The sequence below is a fragment of the Vibrio sp. 10N.237.312.B06 genome (genome assembly GCF_041464685.1).
Classification (GTDB): Bacteria; Pseudomonadota; Gammaproteobacteria; order Enterobacterales; family Vibrionaceae; genus Vibrio; species Vibrio tasmaniensis_A.
On record NZ_JBFSPI010000001.1, the window covers coordinates 122,050 to 144,654 of the forward strand.

Below are 22,605 nucleotides of genomic sequence, written 5' to 3' on the forward strand. Positions count from 1 at the left end.
TTATACTGTTTATAAATACAGTTGTAAGGTTGGGTTATTCCTAGATGTGTAGTGCGAGTGAAGAGAAAGTAAGAAAGATAATCCACGTTGATATGGACTGTTTTTACGCAGCTGTTGAAATGAGAGATAATCCTGCTTACCGAAATCGACCACTTGCAGTTGGGGGGCATGAAAAGCAGCGTGGCGTTTTGAGTACCTGTAATTACGAAGCTCGCAAGTTTGGTATTCGTTCTGCAATGCCGACGGGAAAGGCGCTGCAGCTTTGTCCCAATCTGTTGGTTGTTCCTGGGAGGATGTCGGTCTACGTCGAGATATCGAAAAAGATTCGCGAGATTTTTTCTCGATATACATCCATCATTGAACCTCTGTCTTTAGATGAAGCTTTTCTTGATGTCACGGATTCGACGCTGTGTCGTGGCTCGGCAACACTGATTGCCGAAGCAATTCGTCGCGATATCTGGAATGAACTTAACCTGACCGCTTCTGCTGGTATTGCGCCGATTAAATTTTTGGCGAAGGTGGCCTCGGATCTGAATAAGCCCAATGGTCAGTTTGTAATACCTCCACAAGACGTACAATCAGTGATAGATGAATTGCCACTCGAAAAAATCCCAGGCGTTGGCAAGGTCAGTATTGAAAAGCTCCATCAAGCTGGCTTCTTTACTTGTAAGGACATTAAGGAATCTGACTATCGAGATCTATTGCTCAGGTTTGGCCGTCAAGGTGCATCACTCTGGAAGCGCAGCCATGGTATTGATGACAGAGAAGTTATTATTGAGCGTGAACGAAAATCGGTAGGCGTGGAGCGAACTTTTACTCAGAATATTTCTACTTACGCAGAATGTTGGCAGGTAATTGAAGACAAGCTTTTTCCTGAGCTTGAAGCACGTCTAGAGAAAGCTAGCCCAAGTAAAGCGATCATCAAGCAGGGCATTAAGCTCAAGTTTGCCGACTTCCAGCAAACCACTATTGAGCACATACACGCCTCTCTCGATCTAGAGCACTTTAAAGAACTGTTGAGTGAGATACTTAAAAGGCAGCAAGGGCGAGAAATACGCCTGCTTGGTTTAAGCGTAATGCTACAACCCAAAGACCAGATGCGTCAGTTGAGTTTCTTTTAGGCTGTCTAGTTTAGAGGGGAATCCGAATAGAGGGGCGTCAAAATAGATGGTATTGAGAAGCACCGACTAGACTTGGTAGTCTAGTCAGTTTCTATATCAATACGTAAGATGCCTTATCTAGGAAGTTGTTTAACTCGCGCTAGCGTATCACTGAATGGTTGTTGCTCTAGCTTCCCGTATCCAACCATTTTGCTGGCTTTAAGCTTGGTTGAAAGTGGAGTTGCGATTCCGCATAGAAAACGAGTAATGGCTTCGTCTGTGATCAATTGTTGACTCTTAGATACAAATTCATGAATCCATGTCATCACGGTCTCGTCGTCAACTGCTTCAACATCAACGGTTGGTAATATTGCTACTTGACCGCGACATACTGAGCAGTGACCACACTTGGCTGGCGCTTTATCATCGGCGAAGTAACTCGCAAGGCGAGAGCTTAGGCAGGTATCAGCCTCAAAGAAGCTCAGCATTTGGTTAAGGCGGTTTATTTCACTGTTCTCTTTTGCCTTAAACAACTCAGTTAAACGTTCTGATAATTGCATCATATCTTCAGACGTATTGTGGATCGCATACACATCTGTGATCTGCTTACTTTCCAACTCAATCCAGCCTTGTTCATTGAAGTAATCGATAGCCGCAATCACACGCTGACGATCTGCTTGAAAGTGAGTCCAAAGTGCATCGAAATCGACTTGGCACCAAACTCTGGCCTGAGGAGAGCATTGGAAAATTGCTTCTACAAAATGGCGACGTTCGCTTTGGAATTGCTCGGTGATCTGCTGCTTAGTTCGTATGAATTTAAATTTGTAGTCAGCAAAGTAGCTGTATTTAGGCTCAATCACGCCTTCAATTTCAAGATACACCAATAGCGTTTTTAGTGGTAACTGACGAATGTTGGACTCACGCGATAGTTGGTTGAGCATGATTTCCCATTGGTTTGCGCCAGAAGCCGCAATGTTTTGGTTTTCGTATATTTCTTTTAAGACCGTTTGAATTGATATGTTGTCTGGCGTGTCGCCAAAGACGAAGTTCTCTAGTGTACTTAGACCATATTTGTTGGCGAGAAGAATACATTCAGACGCTTGCCCATCTCTGCCTGCTCTGCCGATCTCTTGTGAGTAGTTCTCTATCGATTTTGGTAAGTCAAAGTGAATCACTCGGCGAATGTTGGACTTATCCACGCCCATACCAAAAGCAATGGTTGCCACGATACAGCTCACTTCATCATTCATGAATTGATGTTGAATTGCATCTCTGTTTTCAGGCTTAAGACCGGCATGGTAAGCCACGGCATTAACGCCAGCATTACGGAGTTGCTGAGCCACCATCTCTGCTGTCTGTTGAAGGGTGACATAAACAATAGTCGGATCGAGAGAAGCTTGGTTAACAACATTGCACAAGGTTTCTAGTTTGCTGGTTTGTTCGCAAGGTTGAATCGACAGGTCGAGGTTTTGACGATAGAAACCCGTAACCACTACGCGTTCCTCATCAATTTCAAACTTCGACTTCATATCTTGGATAACCGATGTCGTTGCAGTAGCTGTCAGTAGCAGTACTTGTGGAATATTGAGCTGCTTTTGGTATTGGGGAAGCTTCAGGTAGTCTGGTCTGAAGTTGTGTCCCCATTCTGATATACAGTGTGCTTCATCAACTACGAGCATAGAGATGGGAACTTGGGAGATAAACTGACGAAAGCGTTCATTCTTCAAGCGCTCAACAGAGATCATTAGGATTTTGGTGTCCCCGTTACGCACGGATTGCATCACCTGTTGTGTGGTTTGTCTGTCTTGGCTTGATTCGATTGCAGCCGCGCTTATTCCCTTACTGTGTAAGAAGCTGAGCTGGTCTTTCATTAAGGCTAACAATGGTGATATCACTAAGGTTAAGTGCGGCAACTCTAATGCTGGCAATTGGTAGCAAAGCGACTTGCCTGAGCCTGTTGGGAATATAGCGGCAGTCGAGTGACCAGATAGAACATTATCAATGACTTGCTTTTGCCCATTACGCAGTGAGTCGAATCCGAATACTTGTTTTAGCTTCTGCTCAATCATTTATGTTCTACCTGAGTTATTAAGTGTCGTATTGATGTTAAAGCGGGCGCCTATTGATGATTGCGTCGCTTGATGAATCAAATGTCTTGCACCTGATTGTACCTAATTCTATTCTGTAGCTCCTATAGAAAAGCACCCCAATAGTATGAATAAGTCTGAGCTTCGCCAAATAATCATAGAGCAACTTGAATCCCGATTACGTATCGCACAATCTGCTACTCAACGCGCTATTGATGCGGCGACCGATGAAGAGACAGTGCCTGAGCATAAGTACGATACATTGGCACTAGAAGCTTCGTATCTTGCTCACGGTCAAGCCGTAAGAGTGCAAGAGTGTGAAGGTGACATTCAGTGTTATCGTAACTTAGTGCTGCGTGATAGTGAGAAGATTACAGTGAGCAGCTATGTTGTGGTCATTGACGAGCATGATCAATATAAACACTTTTTCATGGGGCCGAGAGTAGGTGGGCTTTCTGTTACGTGGAATAACAATGAAGTTGCTATCGTGACGGAAAATGCACCTTTTGGTCAGGCTCTAATGGGGAAAGAAGTCGGTGATGAGATTGAGTTTAAGGTCGCAGATAAACAGTTTTGCTATGAAGTAATATCTATCGACTAACTGAGTAACGGATATATATAAAACGTTTCTCTGACAAAGAAGCATATACCAAGGGTATAGTAATCTGTCAGATTGATGAGAGGATGTTATGAAAAACAAAATGTTTATGAAGAACAGTGTATTAATCGCATCGTTAACAGCGGTAATCTCTGTTGTGAGCCTGCCAACTTTTGCTGCTCAGTGTCGAGTTGATTTGAAAAATGAATTGCGAATCGATGACCAGAAAGTCGAAATCCATCAAGTGAATGGTGATACTGCCGTTTTTGATGGTAACAACGACTTATATATCCATGGTGAGAAGGTTGAGCTTGATGCCGACCAACAAGCGGCGATTGAGAAATACCGCGAAAAAATGAGTGAGTACTTACCAAGAGCGAAACAAATGGCTAACGATGGTTTAGCGTTAGCGAATGATGTTATTGATGACATTGCTGCTAGCCTAGATTCACCGGAATCATTTGATAATGTAAAAGAGTCAATGAAAACCTACTTTGCTGAACTGGAAGCTCGTTACTACAAAGATGGCGAGTTAGTTTTACCAGCAGACAGTTTTGATTCGATGGCCAATGGTTGGTCTGAAGATTTCGAGAAGGCTAAGGAGATCTTTAACCAAGAATTTATCTCTAGCGCTTTTAATGCGATGTCAGAAAAAATGAAACAAGATGGTGGCTTAAATCTTACTGAATTGGCTGACAGCATGGCTGCATTAAAGCTTAAAGTTGAAGAGCGCATGAAAGAACACTCTCAACAAGTGCAAGAGGAAGCGAATGAGTTCTGTGATTCTCTTGATGAGATGGCAGAACAAGAGCAACAGCTGCATGAAATCATTCCGAACCTAAAAGACTATCAAGTCTTCACGATCTAATCTGAATCTAACTATAAGTCACAAGAGCACCATTTGGTGCTCTTTTTGTTCGTATAAATTGAACAATACGACGAGTATTCATCTCAATTAAATCCATGATTTGTCTAGTCCTGAACCTTGCTTTACTGCTTTTTGGTAAACGATAAGACCAGTTATTTGTTAATTTAATGGTTCTAAATAGTGTGTTTGTTGTAAAAATCAGAAGATTGCTCATTTATTAGTTGTACCTATCATTGCTTTTGATTACTGTACTTCTCAACTAGTTCACTGATTTTTAATGCGGGCAATATGGACCAACAATCTTCCTCTTCAAGAGAGTACTTTAGCTCTCGTTTGGGTTTTATTTTAGCAGCGGCGGGTGCAGCTGTTGGCTTAGGTAATATTTGGGGTTTCCCAACCCAAGTCGCCAGTAACGGCGGTGGTGCTTTTCTGCTTGTTTACCTAATTATGATTTTCGTGGTTGCTTTCCCTATGCTAGTGGTTGAGATGGCTATTGGTCGACATGGCCAAGCAAACCCTGTCGATAGCATGCGTTCTTTGACTACAAACCCGTTAGGCAAGAAAGTCGGTGAATTTGTCGGTTGGATTGGGTTGAGTGTTCCAAGTGCAGTGCTAGCGTTTTATAGCATTGTCGGTGGTTGGTTGATCTGCTTCCTAATTGGTGCTGTCGCTGACCTGATTGGTCTAGAGGCTGCTGCTGATTGGTTTAAAGACTTCAGTGTTGAGCGCAATGTTTTTGGTACCGTCGCATTCTATGTACTGACTATCTTGATTGTTCAGGGCGGTGTTAAGCAGGGGATCGAGAAATGGTCGACCCGTTTGATGCCTGCGCTATTTGTGTTATTTGGCTTATTGTTTGTTTACATCATGACGCAATCTGGCGCGATGGAAGGCCTAAAACATTACCTTGTTCCAGACTTTGAGAAAGTGTGGGATAGAAAACTGATTCTGGCGGCAATGGGACAGGGCTTCTTCTCGCTCACTATTGGCGGTTGCTCGATGTTGGTTTATGGCTCTTACTTAAGTAAGAAAGAGAACCTGCCAAAAATGGCAATGAACGTTACCTTAGTTGATACCGCGGTTGCTTTTATTGCGGGTTTAGTCGTGATGCCTGCGATGTTTGTTGCGATGCAAAAAGGTGTTCAAATCTATGCTGAAGATGGCTCATTACTGAGCTCTGATACCCTAGTATTTACGGTTCTGCCTTTGATGTTTGATAGCTTAGGTATGCTGGGTCAGGTCTTCGCAATTGTATTCTTCTTATTACTAACGATTGCTGCACTTACTTCATCGATTTCAATGTTGGAAGCCCCTGTCGCTCTTGTTAGTGAGCGTTTCAAGACTAGACGAACGCCAACAAGTTGGGTAATTGGTGGTGCTATCGCATTGTTCAGTGTGGTGATTGTTTACAACTTTGCTGCGATGTTTGGCATGGTAGCGATGATTGCGACTCAGTACCTTCAACCAGTCGCTGCACTGATGTTCTGTGTGTTTGGTGGTTGGGTATGGAGCCGAGCGTCAAAAGTGAAAGAGCTTGAGCAAGGTTGTCCTGACTTTCAACTTGGTTGGTTTGGTAAGGTTTGGCCAATGTATGTGAAGTTCGTGTGCCCAATTTTAGTCGCAACGGTTATCTGGGCATCTTTTGGCTAGTAGACCATTTAACATCTAGATGATTAGACTTGCAGTTCAAGGCCACTCTTAATGAGTGGCTTTGTTGTTTTTGTATCGAACAAGCTTGTTCGATAGAAAAAAGGCGCTGAACATAAAATTCAGCGCCTTTGTATTGTTCGTTAAGCAATCGTGATTACTTAATTTCCATACCTTGTGCTTGCAAGTCTGCATGGTAAGAAGAACGTACAAACGGACCACATGCTGCGTGAGTGAAGCCTAGCTCTAGAGCAATCTCTTTCAACTCACCAAACTCAGAAGGCGGCACGTAGCGTTCAACTGGCAAGTGGTGACGGCTTGGTGCTAGGTATTGGCCTAGAGTCAGCATCGTTACACCATGTTCACGAAGATCTTTCAATACTTGAACGATCTCTTCTTTCGTCTCACCAAGGCCCATCATCACACCTGATTTGGTTGGGATGCTTGGATGCTGCTCTTTGAATTTTCTTAACAGATCAAGAGACCACTTGTAGTTCGCACCTGGACGCGCTTTACGGTATAGACGCGGCGCTGTCTCTAGGTTGTGGTTGAAAACATCTGGTGGGTTGTCTTTCATTAGTTCAAGCGCAACGTCCATACGACCACGGAAGTCCGGAACCAGTGTTTCGATACGAATGTTTGGGTTTTGCTCGCGAATTTCACGGTTACAATCAGCAAAGTGTTGAGCACCGCCATCACGTAAGTCATCACGGTCTACTGAAGTGATTACAACGTACTTCAGTTTCATGTCTTTAATCGTCTTAGCCAGTTTCTTCGGCTCTTCGGCTTCTGGAGCATTCGGTCGACCATGGGCAACATCACAGAACGGGCAGCGACGAGTACAGATAGCGCCAAGAATCATAAACGTTGCCGTGCCGTGGTTAAAACACTCAGCTAGGTTAGGGCAAGACGCTTCTTCACAAACTGAGTGCAGGTTGTTTTTGCGCATTGCAGATTTGATTTCTTGAATACGATGGCTGTCTGAAGGAAGTTTAATCTTCATCCATGCAGGCTTACGTAAAACTTCTTTCTGTTCAGCAGGCATATTCTTTACGGGAATTAATGCCATTTTGTCAGCGTCACGATATTTAACGCCTTTTTCCATTTGGATTGGTTTGCTCATGATTTTATGCTTCTGCTGTAATGTTACTGGTGGCTTGAATGTCTACTTGGTCATAGCCGAGTAGTTCTACGAGCTCTTGTATTAACTGTTGCTCAACGTTTTCTAGTTCACTTGGACCGCCGAGTTGGCTTACTTGCGCCATTTCCATCCCTTGGTAACCACATGGGTTAATACGTTGGAATGGAGACAAGTCCATATCGACGTTGAGTGCTAGCCCGTGGAACGAGCAGCCGCGTCGAATTCGTAATCCGAGTGAACAGATTTTCTTGCCATCGACATAAACACCAGGAGCGTCAGGTCGGGCAGTTGAATCTATATTGTAAGCTTTCAGAGTATTGATTACGAGGTTCTCAATATGAGTAACCAAATCACGCACTCCGAATTTCTTGCGGCGGATGTTTATCAGGAAGTAAGCGACTAACTGACCGGGCCCGTGGTACGTCACTTGGCCACCGCGATCGCTTTGTATCACAGGGATATCACCAGCATTTAATACATGCTCAGCTTTACCTGCTTGTCCTTGAGTGAAAACTGGGTTGTGTTCAACCAACCAAATTTGGTCTACGTCTTCATCCGTGCGTTCGTCTGTGAACTTATGCATGGCTTTCCATACAGGTTCGTAATCCTGACGACCTAATTTTTTTACGATTAGCTTATTTTGCAAAGCGGCACTTCCTCAAGGATTAATAAAGTGAGCGCATTATAAACGCGAAACAGGTTTCTAACTACAGACGGACAGCAAGGTTTTTCAACTTTCTTTGTATTTATTGAAAATTAAGTTGAATGCTTTGGAAGGGGAGCGAGGGTTTCAAACAAAAACAGCGGCAATAAGCCGCTGTTTTTCATGCGTAATCGAAAGTTACAGAACCATACGAACGATTTCGATTTCGCCCAGTTCTTTATATAGCGTTTCTACTTGCTCAATTGAAGTCGCAGTAATATTGATAGAAACAGAGTGGTAGTTACCTTTCGCACTCGGTTTTAGAGTTGGGCTGTAGTCACCAGGAGCATGACGCTGGATCACTTCTAGCACTAGTTCAGTAAGTTCTGGCTTAGCGTAGCCCATAACTTTGTAAGTGAATGAACAAGGGAACTCTAAGAGGTCTTTTAGTTTTGCATCAGAATTGATGTTCATGATTAGCTCCAAAAGGCTAGACTCTCGCAAATTGGCGAAATGTCGATAAAAAGCGTGTTCGGTCAATAGACACGAGTAATAAGGCGGAATATTACGTGTAAATATCACTGAACTCAAGATCAACAAAAGCCGCACCTGGCGGCTTTTGTTTCGCTAATGAGCAAATCATGAACCTACTCATTAGGTTAGCGATACAGCAAGCTTAGATTTTACGTAGAACAAACTGTTGACTGGTTTAGAACAAACCTTTAAACAGCAGTACTAGGTAATCCCACAGGCGGCTAAATAGGCTGCCTTGGTCTACATCTTCAAGTGCAAGTAGTGGGTATTCAGCAACGTCTTCACCGTCGACTTGGTAGAATAGTTTACCCACAACGTCGCCTTTGCTGATTGGTGCTTCTAGCTCTTTCTCAAGAACGAAGCTTGCCTTCAGGTTCTTAGCTTGGCCACGAGGCAGAGTAACGAACGTATCTTCGTCGACACCTAGTGCAACCGTGTCCTTGCTACCCATCCAGATTTTCTCTTCTACGAATGTCTCGCCAGCGGTGTGTGGTGCCACTGTTTCGAAGAAGCGGAAGCCGTAGCTAAGCAGTTTTTTGCTTTCTGTTTTACGAGCGTTAGCATTCTTGGTGCCCATAACAACAGCAACTAGGCGCATTTTACCTTCGGTTGCTGAGCTTACTAGGCTGTAACCTGCATTGCTTGTGTGGCCCGTTTTAATGCCATCAACGTTCATGCTCTTATCCCATAACAGACCGTTGCGGTTGTACTGGGTGATGCCGTTGTAAGTGAATTTCTTTTGTGAGTAGATACGGTACTCATCAGGAACGTCGCGAATCAGCGCCTGACCTAGTAGCGCCATATCGTAAGGCGTTGAGTAAAGGTTAGGGTTGTCTAGACCGTGCACGTTAGCAAAGTGCGTGTCTTTCATGCCGATAGAGCTCGCCCATGCGTTCATTAAGTCAACAAATGCATCTTCAGAGCCGGCAATATGTTCAGCCATCGCAACACAAGCATCGTTACCCGATTGAATAATGATACCGCGGTTCAGCTCTTCAACTTTAACGGTTGTACCAACTTCAATGAACATCTTAGATGAATCAGGGAAGTTTTTAGCCCAAGCATTTTCACTGATAACAACATCGTCGTTTAGGTTGATGTTGCCACGCTCTAGCTCTTGGCCGACTACGTAGCTCGTCATCATCTTGGTTAAACTTGCTGGAGAAAGTTGAGTGTTCATCTCTTTCTCTGCGAGTACTTTGCCTGAATGGTAATCCATCAGAACAAATCCCTTAGCAGCGATTTGAGGAGCGTCAGGAACAATAATAGGAGCGGCGAATGACGATGTTGCTATCGTTGCAGAAAGTGCAACTGAAGTAGCAAAAATCGATTTAACAAGTTTATTAGATTTAATCATTTTGAATGCAATTATTAGGTGAACTATTCATATATTAACAGAATCACTCTGTCACACCAGAGCGCTGATTACCAGAAGTAACTGTTAGATAAATTAGCGAGTTAGCGTGTGTGTTTTTTTTTTTTTTTTATATAAGCTGACGGGTAACCCATTAGCTTAACTTGTTCTAATTTTTCTTGAGTCAGAGCATAGTCATGAAATGGGCCGAGCATCAGGCGGTAGTTATCATCATTTGGCTGCAAGAACGTTGCTACAGCTAACTTTTCGCCTAGATCTTTGGCTAACTTCTCGGTTCTATCTTCATGTGGAGAAGTGGCTACTTGAATAATAAATTGAGGTAAAGCCGCCTTTTTATTTGCGTCGGTTGGCATAGCCACAGTGATGACTTCTATCTCAACATTTGCCGTGCCTGTTCTCAATACATCGAGTTTGTATGCCGCGGCATAACTAAGGTCAATGATTCGCCCTTCATGAAATGGGCCTCGGTCATTGATGCGCACAATCGTCGTTTTGTCATTATCGGTATTCGTCACTTTTACATAGCTCGGAATCGGCAATGTTTTGTGTGCCGCAGACATCGAATACATGTCGTAGATCTCGCCATTCGACGTTAAATGACCATGAAATTTCTTACCGTACCAAGAGGCTTTGCCTTTCTCAGTAAACCCTTCTGTCTTCTTTACGATCTTGTAGTCTTCGCCACGCAAAGTGTAATCCGTGTTACCACCTAAACTATAAGGTTCATACTGAGGGTGAGCATCCTCGAGATGCTCTACTGAGATCGGTGCGTCTGGTGCAATATCTGAATCTATATCGTAGCGGCCTGTTGGTTCTGTCGAAGAACAACCGTTTATAACAACGGCTAGGCTCACTATAGACACTAGTTTTTTTATTGGCAGCTCATTAACCAAAGATGTTTTTATAGGAGTTACTTTAACAGACATCAATTAGGTCGCCTTTGAGAATGCTTTTCTGTGTGTATGGATTGACATTAAAATACCGAAACCGGCCATAAGGGTAACCATAGAGGTACCGCCATAGCTGACCAGAGGTAGAGGGACACCAACCACAGGTAGAATGCCGCTTACCATACCAATGTTTACGAAAATATAGACGAAGAAACTCAGTACGATACTGCCGCCCATCATTCGCCCAAATGCTGTTTGAGCTTGGCTTGCAAGCACTAAGCCACGGCCAATAATGAACAGGTAGATAGCGAGCAAAAACAAAATACCAATCATGCCCCACTCTTCGGCGATGACCGCAAAAATAAAGTCGGTATGGCGCTCTGGAATGAACTCTAGTTGAGATTGAGTACCTTGCAGCCAACCTTTTCCTGATATACCACCAGAGCCAATTGCAATCTTACTTTGGATGATGTGATAGCCTGCACCTAATGGATCTGATTCAGGGTCAAAAAGGGTTCTTACACGAACTTTTTGATATTCACGCATCAAGAAGAACCATAAGATTGGAATAAACCCACCCAGTGCAATCGCGGCACTGGCAATGATCTTCCAACTAATACCTGCCAGGAATATCACGAAGATACCGGACGCTGCGATGAGTATCGATGTGCCTAAATCGGGCTGTTTAGCGATAAGGATTGTAGGTACAAACACCATCACTAATGAGATAGCTAAAGTTTGGAAAGTGGGTGGCAGTGAGCGCTTACCAATAAATCGAGCCAGCATCAAAGGTACTGCAAGCTTCAATAGTTCAGAGGGTTGGAATCGAATAAAGCCGAAGTTTAACCAGCGCTGTGCACCTTTAGAGGCCTCGCCAAAGAACAACACTCCGAGTAGTAGAATAACGCCGCCCGCAAACAGTAGTGGAGCCAAGGTCTCATAAGTACGAGGCGAGATTTGCGCTAAAAAGATCATCACACCTAAAGACAGCACCATACGCATCGCTTGGCGATCCATCATCGCAAGGCTTTGTCCGCTTGCGCTGTACATGATCAATAGGGCAAAGCCCATTAAAACCAGAATGCCAAGCAATAGCGGAAGGTCGATATGCAGCCGTTCAAATAGGGCTCTATTTCGTCCAGTTGAAGGATCAAGTTTCATTATTTTATTGGCTCACTTTCATAATCTTCTGCAAGAATAATATGGTCTAAAATTCTTCTTACAACTGGGCCACCATTTGATGAACCACCACCGGCATTCTCCAAAACGATAGTTACGACCGCTTCAGGATCTTCAAAAGGCGCATAACCGGTGAAGAGGGCATGATCGCGTAAATGTTCTGCGATTTCATCTGCGTTGTATTCTTCATCTTCTTTTAGACCGAATACTTGTGCAGTACCTGATTTACCAGCAGTTTGATAAGACATTTTTTGGAATGAGCGTCTTGCTGTGCCTTTCTTTCCGTGGTTTACCAATCTCATGCCTTCTTGCGCGATATCCCAGTATCTCTGCTTAACACCAGTTACCGGAGGGTACGTTTCGATTTCAGATATCGTTTGTTCATCGAACGGTTGACCGTTCTCAATTGTCGCGCGTAGTAAATGGGGAGCGGTTACCTCTCCTTCATTGACCAATACTGAAGTCGCTTTTGCAATCTGCATTGGTGTTGCTGTCCAGTAGCCCTGGCCAATACCGACAGGGATGGTGTCACCTTGATACCAAGGTACACGGTGTCTGGCCATTTTCCATTCGCGAGTGGGCATATTCGCTTTGCTTTCTTCGTAAATGTCGATGCCAGTGTAATCACCAAAACCGAATAACATCATCCATTTAGATAAGCGATCGATGCCTAAATCAAATGAAATTTGGTAGAAGAAGGTATCAACCGATTCTTCAATGGCTTTCTCTATGTCAACGACACCGTGTCCCCAACGTAACCAGTCGCGGAACGGCTTCGTTTTTGAGTTTGGAATCTTCCAATAGCCCGGGTCATTACGCGTCGTGTTCGGAGTAATTACGCCTTCTTGCAGAGCTGCGACGGCAATGAAGGGTTTGATCGTCGATGCTGGCGGATAAATTCCTAGCGTTGCACGGTTAACTAAAGGTCGGTCTTTGTCTTGAAGCAGGGCATTATAACCTTTCGAGGAAATACCATGCACAAAGGCATTTGGGTCGTAGCTTGGGCTGGAAACCATGGCTAATACGCCATTGTCTTTCGGGTCGAGAACCACGGCTGAACCACGACGTCCATCAAGCAGTTTATGCACGTATAGCTGAAGTTTGATATCCAAGTTGAGCACGATATCTTTCCCCGGAGCCGAAGGTACAAATTTAAGAGTGCGGATCACTCGTCCACGGCTGTTTACTTCGACTTCTTGATAGCCAGCGGTGCCGTGTAGCATGTCTTCGTAATAGCGCTCAATGCCGAGTTTACCGATATCGCGGGTGGCTTGGTAATTGGCGTCTTTCTCTTCACGAACCAAGCGCTGCATATCACGGTCGTTGATGCGAGATACGTAGCCAATCACGTGAGTTAACACATCACCATAAGGGTAGAAACGTTTTAGCGTCCCTGTCACTTCAACGCCTGGGAACTTATGTTGATTTACAGAAAAGACCGCCACTTGTTCTTCGGTAAGCTGATTAAGAATAGGTACTGATTTGAAGCGACGTGAATTACGACGATCACGATTAAAACGTTCGATACGCTCCGGTGGTATGTCGATTAACGCTTGTAAACGAACAAGCGTATCTTCCATGTTTTTGACTTTTTCTGGGGTGATCTCCAGATTAAAAACAGGCCGGTTTTCCGCAAGAAGTACACCGTTGCGGTCGTAAATTAAACCACGATTGGGTGCGATTGGAACGACCTTGATGCGGTTGTCGTTGGAGCGGGTTTTATAGTCCTGATATTGATTAACTTGGATGTTGTAAAGGTTCACAACCAGCAAGCTCATCATCACTATAATCCCTGCAAACGCAACAAAAGCACGACTAGTAAATAGTCGTGCTTCTGCTTTGTAATCACGAATTTGGCTACGTTTACGTAACATTAACGCTTATTCTCGATGATAAGGGTGGTTAGCAGTGACGCTCCAAGCTCGATATAAGCTTTCAGCCATGATAACGCGTACTAATGGGTGAGGGAGAGTAAGTGCTGATAGAGACCAGCTTTGGTCTGCTGCCGCTTTACATGCTGGTGCTAATCCTTCGGGCCCGCCAATAAGGATAGAAACGTCACGGCCATCCAGCTTCCAACTTTCCAATTGCTCTGCGAGTTGGGGCGTATCCCACTTTTTACCTGGGATATCGAGTGTGACAATGCGGTTACCTTTTGGAACTGCAGCTAACATTGCTTCGCCTTCTTTTTGAAGAATACGTGCAATATCGGCATTTTTACCGCGTTTTCCCGCAGTGATTTCAATGAGTTCTAATGGCATATCATGAGGGAAGCGGCGTTTATATTCTTTAAAGCCTTCTTCAACCCACTTTGGCATTTTTGTACCAACTGCGATTAACTGGATCTTCAAAGCTTAGCCCCAAAGTTTTTCTAGTTGGTACAGTTCACGATGCTCTTCTTGCATAACGTGAAGCATGCTTGTACCCATATCTAGAACAACCCATTCACCTTCTTTTTGGCCGTCCATGCCAAGGGGATTCATGCCAGCCTTGCGCACTTCATCAGCAACATGCTGTGCAATAGAGGCAACATGGCGCTTAGATGTACCAGTACAAACAATCATGTAGTCAGTAACACTTGATTTGCCTTCTACATCGATAGTCACAATCGACTCTGCTTTCATGTCGTCGGCTTTGTCTGCAAGAAAATCTTTTAGTTCTTCACGTAACACGGGGTGTTCCTTTAATCTGAGTTTAGCTTTTTAGGGTCTGTTGACCCTAGAATATACCACGCTTTTATGCGTGAAATGGGATTGAAGCTGAAGGGATACAAAACTCTACGCTTAACTGATGAATTAGTGGCCAAGGCGACTGTTCATATTGCGTTTTTGTCATCAATTCTACTTGAGTGAGTAGAGCAAACAGGGAGTGTAATTGAGATATCGAAACTCTTGTTAGCGCGGCGTTATAAAGAGGTTTTTTTGATTGCCAGATACGGTGCTTTTCAAATACCTGTGCGATTGGCATCTGCTTCATTTGTTGCTGCATTTGGAATAGCAGAGCAAGCTCACGTTGTATGCTGCGCAATAAGATAACGGGTTCGACACCTTCGGCTTCTAACTGACGCAGGATTCGCTGTGCACGGTTGCCTTTGCCTGCTAATAACGCATCACTCCAATGGAAGGGAGTAAAATGGTTGTGTCGACTCAGCGATTCTTCTAAACGCACTAATGTGAGCTTTCCATCTGGGTATTGGAGAGCTAGTTTTTCTAGGCTTTGGGTGAGGGCAAATAGATTACCCTCATGCCACTGTGCCAACATTTGTATCGCTTCAGGATCCGGTGACAAGCCGATTTGACGACAGCGAGTTTGGACAAACTGAGGTAATCGGCTAACGTCTGGGGTTAGGCAGCTGACCCAATATCCTTGATTCGAGAGCACTTTAAACCACTTAGCGCTTTCTTGAGCTTTGGTGAGCTTGGTGCCTACCAAGATCAACAAGATATCGCTATGAATATGCTCTGAAATTGCGAGCAGCTCTTTTGCTATTGCGGCATTGACCCCGGATTCTGGCAATTCAAGTTCGATGAGCTGACGACTAGAGAATAGGCTCAATGCTTGAGTGCAGTCGTAGACTTGATTCCAGTCGAGACTGCTATCAATAGCAAAGCGGTGGCGTTCTTCGAAGCCTTGCTCTTTGGCTGTCTTTTGAATCGCTTCTCGGCTTTCCTGCAGCAGTAAAGGTTCGTTACCAAAAATTAGGTAAACGTTACTTAACTGCTTAGCAAGTTGCTCAGATAAACGATCAGCAAAAATACGCATTAAATAAACCTATTGCTCGACAGTTACGCTAGGCTCAGTATCAGGTACTGCACTTGCGTCGACCTCAACGTCGTCAATTTCGATGTTCTTGATGTTGTACTGTTTTTCAAGCTCTTTTACTTGAACCTGTTCAAGCTCTTCTAGGTTCATACTATCAGCAGCAATGTTAGCTTTTAATCGAGCCATTTGACGAAGGATTTGGCTCGTCGCAAGTTTGCGCATTTCGTCTTCTATCATGTCACGCTCAACCGATTTCGCAAGTGCAGTTAGTGGGTTATCTAAATAGCTGCGGGTTACGCTGGTTGAGAAGGTTTTGTCGCCAAGTTCTGGGATCGTTACGCGGTATGAAGCATAGAACGTAAGCTCAATTTCAGCGGCTCGAGTGTTTTGGTATAGCGACAAAGTACGTTCCCCAACTCCTTCACCAAGAATATGCAGGTTAGGGATGTTCTCAGCAGGTGGCACGATTTCTACATCATTCATACGCAGCTGGCTTTTCATCATACGTGTAAACGTACTGTATTGGTCGTAACTGGTCACAGAGATCTTGTTGAGTTCTTGTGGCACGGAGTAATCACCACGTAGGTGAAAACCACAGGCGTTCAGCAGGCTAACGGTTAAAACAACAATAGTAACTTTCAATGAAGATAGTAAAATCAGGCGCATTATTTGATGGCTCTCATGAAGGTAGAATACTTATTTAAAAGCTTTAGTTAGTTTGAGTTGTTAGGCTCAAGTCTAAAGCGCTTAAATAAGTAGACAGGGTTATTAGCTACCCTGTCTACAGACTGCTTTTGATGAATTAAGTTCGTTAATTCTTTAGCAATTGTAATATGTTAGCGAAATTAGTTCGCAACGATGTTTAGAAGCTTACCAGGTACGAAGATAACTTTACGGATAGTTAAGCCATCTAGGAACTTCTTAGCGTTCTCATCGTTTAGACCAAGTTCACGAACTTGCTCTTCTGTCGCGTCAGCAGCAACCGTTAGTTTTGCTCGTAGCTTACCATTGATCATGACCACGATAGTCTTCTCGTCTTCAACTAGCGCTTTCTCGTCAAACGTTGGCCATGTTGCTGAGTCTACGTTTGATTCACCAAGCGCAATCCACATTTCGTAAGAGATGTGTGGCGTCATAGGGTAAAGCATACGAACCACTGCTTTTAGCGCTTCATCAAGGATTGCACGATCTTGTTCAGATTCTTGAGGTGCTTTCGCTAGCTTGTTCATCAGCTCCATGATTGCAGCGATTGCTGTGTTGAACGTTTGGCGACGGCCGATATCGTCCGTTACTTTCGCGATAGTCTTGTGGATATCACGACGAAGTGCTTTCTGGTCACCAGATAGAGCAGAAGCATCAACAGTTTCAGCTGCACCTTTAGAAGAGTGAGCGTGAACCAGCTTCCAAACACGCTTGAGGAAGCGGTTTGCGCCTTCAACGCCAGATTCTTGCCATTCAAGTGTCATGTCTGCAGGAGAAGCAAACATCATGAATAGACGTACAGTGTCAGCACCGTACTTGTCTACCATCTCTTGTGGGTCGATACCGTTGTTTTTCGACTTAGACATTTTGATCATGCCTGAGTGTTCAACGTCGCGGCCTTGGTTGTCGACTGCTTTTTCAATACGACCTTTCGCGTCACGGTCGATAGTCACGTCAGTTGGAGCAATCCATTCCTTCGTGCCTTTCTCGTTCGTGTGGTAGAACGCGTCAGCTAGAACCATGCCTTGACATAGAAGTTGCTTGAACGGTTCATCAGATGTCACGTAACCCGCATCACGAAGAAGCTTGTGGAAGAAGCGAGAGTAAAGCAGGTGCATACATGCGTGCTCGATACCACCAACGTATTGGTCAACTGGCAACCAATAGTTTGCTTTCTCAGGATCTAGAATGTCGTCAGCTTGTGGTGAACAGTAACGTGCGTAGTACCATGAGGATTCCATGAACGTATCGAACGTATCAGTTTCACGTAGCGCAGGTTCGCCATTGAATGTGGTTTCAGCCCAAGACTTATCCGCCTTGATTGGGCTAGTTACGCCATCCATTACCACGTCTTCTGGAAGAATAACGGGCAGTTGGTCTGCTGGTACAGGGTGAACTTCACCGTCTTCAGTGGTTACCATTGGGATTGGAGCACCCCAGTAACGCTGACGAGAAACGCCCCAGTCACGTAGACGGAAGTTTACTGTTTTCTTACCTTTGCCTTCAGCTTCAAGCTTCGCAGCGATTGCATCGAATGCTTCTTGGAATGCAAGACCATCGAATTCACCAGAATCGAACAGTACACCTTTCTCAGTGTAAGCCGCTTCAGACACATCTAGCTCAGAACCATCTTCTGGCTTGATTACTGGGATGATATCGATGCCGTACTTAGTAGCGAATTCGTAGTCACGTTGATCGTGAGCAGGAACCGCCATTACAGCACCTGTGCCGTAATCCATAAGAACGAAGTTAGCTACGTAAACAGGAACAACACGACCGTTAAGAGGGTGGATAGCCGTTAGGCCAGTATCCATACCTTTCTTTTCCATTGTTGCGAGTTCAGCTTCAGCCACTTTGGTGTTACGACATTCTTCAACGAATGCTGCAAGCTCTGGGTTGTTCTTTGATGCTTTCTCTGCAAGTGGGTGACCTGCAGCGATACCAACATAAGAAACACCCATTAGTGTGTCTGGACGAGTTGTATACACTTCTAGTGGCGCTTCTTCACCGTTAACAGCGAAAGATAGCTCTACACCTTCAGAGCGACCGATCCAGTTGCGCTGCATGGTTTTAACCATTTCAGGCCAACCTTCAAGGTTGTCTAGATCGTCTAGTAGCTCTTGAGCGTACTCAGTGATTTTAATGAACCATTGTGGGATCTTCTTTTGTTCTACCGGAGTGTCACAACGCCAGCAGCAACCGTCTTCTACTTGCTCGTTCGCTAGTACAGTTTGGTCGTTTGGACACCAGTTAACAGAAGATGTCTTCTTGTAAACTAGGCCTTGTTCGTAAAGCTTCGTGAAGAACTCTTGTTCCCAACGGTAGTACTCAGGAGTACATGTTGCGAATTCACGTTTCCAGTCGTAACCAAAGCCTAAAAGTTTAAGCTGGTTTTTCATGTATTCGATGTTTTCGTAAGTCCACGGAGCAGGCGCTGTGTTGTTTTTTACAGCTGCGTTTTCTGCAGGTAGGCCGAATGCATCCCAACCGATTGGCTGCATTACGTTTTTGCCTTGTAGACGTTGGAAACGAGATACCACATCACCGATGGTGTAGTTACGCACGTGACCCATGTGCAGTCGGCCACTTGGGTACGGGAACATAGAAAGACAGTAGAATTTTTCTTTGTTTGGGTCTTCACTTACAACGAAAGTCTCGCTGTCATCCCAGTGTTGTTGAACCTTTTGTTCAATCTCTTGCGGGTTATATTGTTCTTGCATCGATGGTATCCGGTTATCTTGGAATTTGTGAGTTCGGTTAGAACAGAATCTTACAGATCGTCATAGAATACCTAAAGGAGCTGAGTACAACAATAGTTATACCCTTCATACTTGCAGTTGCTGCCTAGTAGATGGCGTAATTTTCACTGAATTTCGCAGGGCAACTATACTTAAGAGTATGAATTGCATTTGTTTGTGAGCGGGAGTGCATTGCGGCGCATCCGTTTGCTCGTTTCAAGGTTGGTTATCTTAAGGAGGTTATTATGCCGAAGAAAAAAGCACTCTATGAAGAAGTTGTTGAAGAGGTCATCGAAACGCTGAAGCATAGCCCTGAAGAGCTCAACAACAAAATCGAAACGTCAGGCAAGTATGCGAAAGCAGCCAACGACATGACCAAAGATGAACTATCGCTGATTTCAGCCTACGTGAAGTCGGACTTGAAAGAGTTTTCTGAAAGCTATGAAGAGAGTAAAAGCGGTCCATTTTACTTGATGATTGCAGACTCTATATGGCAAGGCCTTCTAGACATAACCGATCGAACGAAAGTTGAATGGGTTGAGTTGTTCCAAGATCTTGAACATCAGGGCTTATATCAAGCGGGTGAAGTCATTGGGTTAGGCACCTTAGTATGTGACGAGTGTGGCCATCAAACCGAATATAACCACCCAACCAATATCATTCCATGCATTAAATGTGGCTCTACAGGGTTTAGCCGCAAAGCACTTAAGCCGTAAACATGTAATTAACTTCAAACTGCGGCAATAAAAAAGGGTTGACCCACCAGTCAACCCTCGAATCACTTTTCTTCGAATCTAGCTCTTTGGCTTTCTAATTAGCCAACCCATCACCAAGCTGAGCAACGCCCAGACATACAGTGGCCAAGTACCAACTGTGTGATAAGGCGTTTGACCATCCGTTGAAATGAGTTCAGCTTTTAATACGGCCGTTTCAAACTGAGGCACTTGTTTGATGATGTTGCCTTTATAATCGGTAACAGCCGTCACACCATTGTTGGTAGAGCGAATAAGCGGCTTACCAAGCTCTAGAGCGCGCATCTGTGCAATTTCCATATGTTGCAATGGCCCAATCGAACGACCAAACCACGCATCGTTAGAGAGCGTTAGAATAAAGTCAGTTTCATCTGTTACGTTTTGTCTAACTTGATCATTAAATATGATCTCATAACACAACGCAGGTGCTAGATGACGACCATTTGCTACGATGTTTGGTTGAACAAAGTCGCCACGGCTAAATGATGACATTGGCAAGTTAAAGAACGGTGCTAATGGGCGCAAGATATCTTCAAACGGAACAAACTCACCAAACGGTAACAGGTGATGCTTATGGTAGCGTTCGTCTGGATCGTAGCTGTACTCACCATATGGATTCACACCAAGTGAAAGAACACTGTTGTAGTACTTCTTATCTTCAGATTGATTCAGCACGCCAGTAATGATTGAGCTGTTGTTCATCTTCGCTGCGCTATCTATGTTGCGTAGGAAAGATGGAATCTCAACTTCGAATGCTGGAATAGCCGCTTCAGGCCAGATGATGATATCGGCGTCCCAGTTTTCTCTGCTTAGGTCGGTGTACTTCATCATGGTTGGCCAGCGATGACTCGGCAGCCATTTGCTGTCTTGATCGACGTTGCCTTGTATTAAGACGACTGACGTAGTTTTTTCAGGGTTCGGTGTGACCCAATCGATGTTGCGAATACCAAAACCGGTGCTAAATACGACGGCAGGAATGATAGCGATACTCCAGGCCCTGTTAACAATCGCATAAGCGAATGCAGAGGCTGAAACAATGATCGCTAGAGTTACTAACTCGACGCCGCCAATCGGTGCAAATGAACCTAGTGGCGAATCGATTTGGCTGTAGCCTAACCAAAGCCAAGGGAAGCCCGTCATTACCCAGCCACGTAGCCAATCACTGATTAACCACAATGCAGGAGCTGCAAGGAAAAAGCGGCTTAGGTTATTAGCAGGGAAGAACTTGTTCAAACTCCAGGTAAATAGACCCGAATAAACGGCTAGGTAGCCAACAAGCAATGCCATCAAAAATAGGTTGGCAGCCAGTGGCATGCCGCCAAAACCATCAATGCTGACGTATACCCAGCTGATACCTGTCGTGAATTGACCTAAACCCCATGCGTAGCCAATCCAAAGCGCACTCTTAGGAGAGCGGTTGTGGATCAGTAACAGCAACAAAGCTGGGCTGAGAATAGCAAGAGGCCATATAGAGTATGGAGCGAATGAAAGGGTGGTTATAGCGCCAACAAAAACGGCCGCAAGCGGCCGTAATAGGCGATGAATAAAGGTCTTAGTCATCTAATTTCTGTCATCTCTTTAGAGAGAAGTTGTTATTCTTCGATAGTAGGAAGAGGTTGTTCGTCAGGTATCGTTACCTGTAGCTGAATCACACGACGGTTATCTGCAGACGTAATTTTGAAATGGTAGTTTTCGATTTCTACAATTTCGCCACGAACTGGCAGGTGACCGAGTGCTGTCATAACCATACCGCCTACGGTATCCACTTCATCGTCACTAAAGGCAGTGTTAAACGTATCGTTGAACTCTTCAATAGTGGTTAAAGCTTTTACAGAGAAGGTATGCTTACTCAGCTTACGAATATCTAGCTCTTCTTCATCGTCGAACTCGTCTTCAATTTCACCAACGATTTCTTCGAGGATATCTTCAATGGTTACCAGGCCAGAAACTCCGCCAAACTCATCGACAACGATAGACATGTGGTAGCGCTCTTCTTGGAACTCTTTGAGTAGGCGATCAACACGCTTACTTTCAGGAACAACCACGACAGGGCGAATTACTTGTTCGATATCAAATGGGGCACTTTCTGAACCCAAATACTTAAGTAGGTCCTTCGCTAATAGAATGCCTTCAACATGGTCTTTATCTTCACTGATCACTGGGTAGCGAGAGTGTTGAGCATCAGTAATAAGCGCAATCAATGTATCTAAATCATCGGTGCGTTCAACTGTAACCATTTGAGAGCGAGGCAGCATGATGTCGCGTACTCGCATCTCTGAAATTTCCATTACACCCTCGAGCATGTCGCGCGTGTCGTGGTCAATTAGGTCATTAATTTCTGAGTCGCGGATTACATCTACGAGCTCTTGGCGATCTTTTACTTCACCTTGAAATAGTTGGCCTAGGCGTTCAAAGAAGGACTTTCTACTCGGACCTTCAGATTTTTTACTTCCCTCAGAAGTGGGGGGGTTACCTTCGTTCATGATTTCTCAAAAAATAACGCTATCAGAAGTGTGATAGCACACGTTACAACTCAGATTCCTGCGAAAATCACAGGTTCGATGAGTTATTGTTTCTCTGCAACCTACT

Annotated in this window: 20 protein-coding genes; 5 read left to right on the forward strand and 15 right to left on the reverse strand. The window is 44.4% G+C overall.

The annotated features are described in order from the left end of the window. Window positions 1-44 precede the first annotated feature (44 nt). A complete protein-coding gene (gene dinB / locus AB6C75_RS00525; protein WP_371702529.1) occupies window positions 45-1,121 on the forward strand; it encodes a DNA polymerase IV in 1,077 nt (358 codons plus the stop codon). A 113-nt stretch (window positions 1,122-1,234) separates the two neighbouring features. Here the strand turns inward: dinB and AB6C75_RS00530 are convergent, their stop codons facing one another. Beyond that, a complete protein-coding gene (locus AB6C75_RS00530) occupies window positions 1,235-3,169 on the reverse strand; it encodes an ATP-dependent DNA helicase RecQ (RefSeq protein WP_372106377.1) in 1,935 nt (644 codons plus the stop codon). A 145-nt stretch (window positions 3,170-3,314) separates the two neighbouring features. Here AB6C75_RS00530 and AB6C75_RS00535 point away from each other — a divergent pair, with 145 nt between their 5' ends. The 3 genes from AB6C75_RS00535 (at window position 3,315) to AB6C75_RS00545 (ending at window position 6,303) form a co-directional block, all read left to right on the forward strand. Continuing rightward, window positions 3,315-3,788: a GreA/GreB family elongation factor gene (locus AB6C75_RS00535; protein WP_009848382.1), complete on the forward strand. Its 474-nt coding sequence runs from the start codon at window positions 3,315-3,317 to the stop codon at window positions 3,786-3,788. Between the two features lie 88 nt (window positions 3,789-3,876). Further along, window positions 3,877-4,653, forward strand: a complete 777-nt coding sequence (locus AB6C75_RS00540) for a YggN family protein (protein WP_032500839.1) — start codon at window positions 3,877-3,879, stop codon at window positions 4,651-4,653. 288 nt (window positions 4,654-4,941) lie between these two features. Then, a complete protein-coding gene (locus tag AB6C75_RS00545) occupies window positions 4,942-6,303 on the forward strand; it encodes a sodium-dependent transporter (protein WP_372106380.1) in 1,362 nt (453 codons plus the stop codon). A 154-nt stretch (window positions 6,304-6,457) separates the two neighbouring features. Here the strand turns inward: AB6C75_RS00545 and lipA are convergent, their stop codons facing one another. The 12 genes from lipA to leuS all read right to left on the reverse strand — a co-directional run bounded on the left by lipA (window position 6,458) and on the right by leuS (window position 19,246). Then, window positions 6,458-7,423, reverse strand: coding sequence for a lipoyl synthase (gene lipA / locus AB6C75_RS00550; RefSeq protein ID WP_372106382.1), 966 nt, complete (start codon window positions 7,421-7,423; stop codon window positions 6,458-6,460). Window positions 7,424-7,427: 4 nt separating this feature from the next. Beyond that, entirely contained in the window at window positions 7,428-8,087 is a 660-nt protein-coding gene (gene lipB / locus AB6C75_RS00555) for a lipoyl(octanoyl) transferase LipB (RefSeq protein WP_012603371.1), read from the reverse strand. Window positions 8,088-8,282: 195 nt separating this feature from the next. Continuing rightward, on the reverse strand, window positions 8,283-8,561 hold the full coding sequence (ybeD, locus tag AB6C75_RS00560) for a DUF493 family protein YbeD (protein WP_029223108.1): 279 nt from the start codon (window positions 8,559-8,561) through the stop codon (window positions 8,283-8,285). Between the two features lie 232 nt (window positions 8,562-8,793). Beyond that, window positions 8,794-9,975, reverse strand: coding sequence for a serine hydrolase (locus AB6C75_RS00565; RefSeq protein WP_012603373.1), 1,182 nt, complete (start codon window positions 9,973-9,975; stop codon window positions 8,794-8,796). 101 nt (window positions 9,976-10,076) lie between these two features. Beyond that, window positions 10,077-10,919, reverse strand: coding sequence for a septal ring lytic transglycosylase RlpA family protein (locus tag AB6C75_RS00570; RefSeq protein WP_372106383.1), 843 nt, complete (start codon window positions 10,917-10,919; stop codon window positions 10,077-10,079). A 3-nt stretch (window positions 10,920-10,922) separates the two neighbouring features. Then, entirely contained in the window at window positions 10,923-12,044 is a 1,122-nt protein-coding gene (gene rodA, locus AB6C75_RS00575; protein WP_009848472.1) for a rod shape-determining protein RodA, read from the reverse strand. Further along, window positions 12,044-13,936, reverse strand: a complete 1,893-nt coding sequence (gene mrdA, locus AB6C75_RS00580) for a penicillin-binding protein 2 (protein ID WP_012603375.1) — start codon at window positions 13,934-13,936, stop codon at window positions 12,044-12,046. The genes rodA and mrdA overlap by 1 nt, the downstream gene beginning before the upstream one ends. A 6-nt stretch (window positions 13,937-13,942) precedes the next feature. Then, on the reverse strand, window positions 13,943-14,413 hold the full coding sequence (rlmH, locus tag AB6C75_RS00585; protein WP_009848474.1) for a 23S rRNA (pseudouridine(1915)-N(3))-methyltransferase RlmH: 471 nt from the start codon (window positions 14,411-14,413) through the stop codon (window positions 13,943-13,945). A gap of 3 nt (window positions 14,414-14,416) precedes the next feature. Continuing rightward, window positions 14,417-14,734, reverse strand: coding sequence for a ribosome silencing factor (gene rsfS, locus AB6C75_RS00590; protein ID WP_009848475.1), 318 nt, complete (start codon window positions 14,732-14,734; stop codon window positions 14,417-14,419). A 64-nt stretch (window positions 14,735-14,798) separates the two neighbouring features. Next, window positions 14,799-15,824 carry a DNA polymerase III subunit delta gene (holA, locus tag AB6C75_RS00595; RefSeq protein WP_372106386.1) on the reverse strand — a complete coding sequence of 342 codons (1,026 nt, stop codon included), beginning with the start codon at window positions 15,822-15,824 and terminating at the stop codon, window positions 14,799-14,801. A 9-nt stretch (window positions 15,825-15,833) separates the two neighbouring features. Continuing rightward, window positions 15,834-16,490 (reverse strand): LPS assembly lipoprotein LptE, encoded by a 657-nt coding sequence (gene lptE / locus AB6C75_RS00600; RefSeq protein ID WP_372106388.1) that lies wholly within the window; start codon window positions 16,488-16,490, stop codon window positions 15,834-15,836. Window positions 16,491-16,669: 179 nt separating this feature from the next. Then, complete coding sequence (leuS, locus tag AB6C75_RS00605) at window positions 16,670-19,246, reverse strand: leucine--tRNA ligase (protein ID WP_372106390.1); 2,577 nt, start codon at window positions 19,244-19,246, stop codon at window positions 16,670-16,672. Window positions 19,247-19,509: 263 nt separating this feature from the next. Between leuS and AB6C75_RS00610 the strand changes: the two genes are divergently transcribed. Beyond that, window positions 19,510-19,980: a zinc ribbon-containing protein gene (locus AB6C75_RS00610; protein WP_012603380.1), complete on the forward strand. Its 471-nt coding sequence runs from the start codon at window positions 19,510-19,512 to the stop codon at window positions 19,978-19,980. A 78-nt stretch (window positions 19,981-20,058) separates the two neighbouring features. On the opposite strand, the gene lnt is transcribed toward AB6C75_RS00610, so the two are convergent. Continuing rightward, window positions 20,059-21,576: an apolipoprotein N-acyltransferase gene (gene lnt / locus AB6C75_RS00615; RefSeq protein ID WP_372106392.1), complete on the reverse strand. Its 1,518-nt coding sequence runs from the start codon at window positions 21,574-21,576 to the stop codon at window positions 20,059-20,061. A gap of 32 nt (window positions 21,577-21,608) precedes the next feature. Next, the gene (gene corC, locus AB6C75_RS00620; protein ID WP_012603382.1) at window positions 21,609-22,499 is read right to left on the reverse strand and encodes a CNNM family magnesium/cobalt transport protein CorC; all 891 of its coding nucleotides are present in this window, start codon (window positions 22,497-22,499) and stop codon (window positions 21,609-21,611) included. Window positions 22,500-22,605: the final 106 nt, after the last annotated feature.

Coding starts and splice junctions, on each gene's coding strand:
- dinB (WP_371702529.1), top strand. CDS start 45: ATGTGTAGTGCGAGTGAAGAGAAAGTAAGAAAGATAATCCACGTTGAT.
- AB6C75_RS00530 (WP_372106377.1), bottom strand. CDS start 3,169: ATGATTGAGCAGAAGCTAAAACAAGTATTCGGATTCGACTCACTGCGT.
- AB6C75_RS00535 (WP_009848382.1), top strand. CDS start 3,315: ATGAATAAGTCTGAGCTTCGCCAAATAATCATAGAGCAACTTGAATCC.
- AB6C75_RS00540 (WP_032500839.1), top strand. CDS start 3,877: ATGAAAAACAAAATGTTTATGAAGAACAGTGTATTAATCGCATCGTTA.
- AB6C75_RS00545 (WP_372106380.1), top strand. CDS start 4,942: ATGGACCAACAATCTTCCTCTTCAAGAGAGTACTTTAGCTCTCGTTTG.
- lipA (WP_372106382.1), bottom strand. CDS start 7,423: ATGAGCAAACCAATCCAAATGGAAAAAGGCGTTAAATATCGTGACGCT.
- AB6C75_RS00565 (WP_012603373.1), bottom strand. CDS start 9,975: ATGATTAAATCTAATAAACTTGTTAAATCGATTTTTGCTACTTCAGTT.
- AB6C75_RS00570 (WP_372106383.1), bottom strand. CDS start 10,919: ATGTCTGTTAAAGTAACTCCTATAAAAACATCTTTGGTTAATGAGCTG.
- rodA (WP_009848472.1), bottom strand. CDS start 12,044: ATGAAACTTGATCCTTCAACTGGACGAAATAGAGCCCTATTTGAACGG.
- mrdA (WP_012603375.1), bottom strand. CDS start 13,936: ATGTTACGTAAACGTAGCCAAATTCGTGATTACAAAGCAGAAGCACGA.
- holA (WP_372106386.1), bottom strand. CDS start 15,824: ATGCGTATTTTTGCTGATCGTTTATCTGAGCAACTTGCTAAGCAGTTA.
- lptE (WP_372106388.1), bottom strand. CDS start 16,490: ATGCGCCTGATTTTACTATCTTCATTGAAAGTTACTATTGTTGTTTTA.
- leuS (WP_372106390.1), bottom strand. CDS start 19,246: ATGCAAGAACAATATAACCCGCAAGAGATTGAACAAAAGGTTCAACAA.
- AB6C75_RS00610 (WP_012603380.1), top strand. CDS start 19,510: ATGCCGAAGAAAAAAGCACTCTATGAAGAAGTTGTTGAAGAGGTCATC.
- lnt (WP_372106392.1), bottom strand. CDS start 21,576: ATGACTAAGACCTTTATTCATCGCCTATTACGGCCGCTTGCGGCCGTT.
- corC (WP_012603382.1), bottom strand. CDS start 22,499: ATGAACGAAGGTAACCCCCCCACTTCTGAGGGAAGTAAAAAATCTGAA.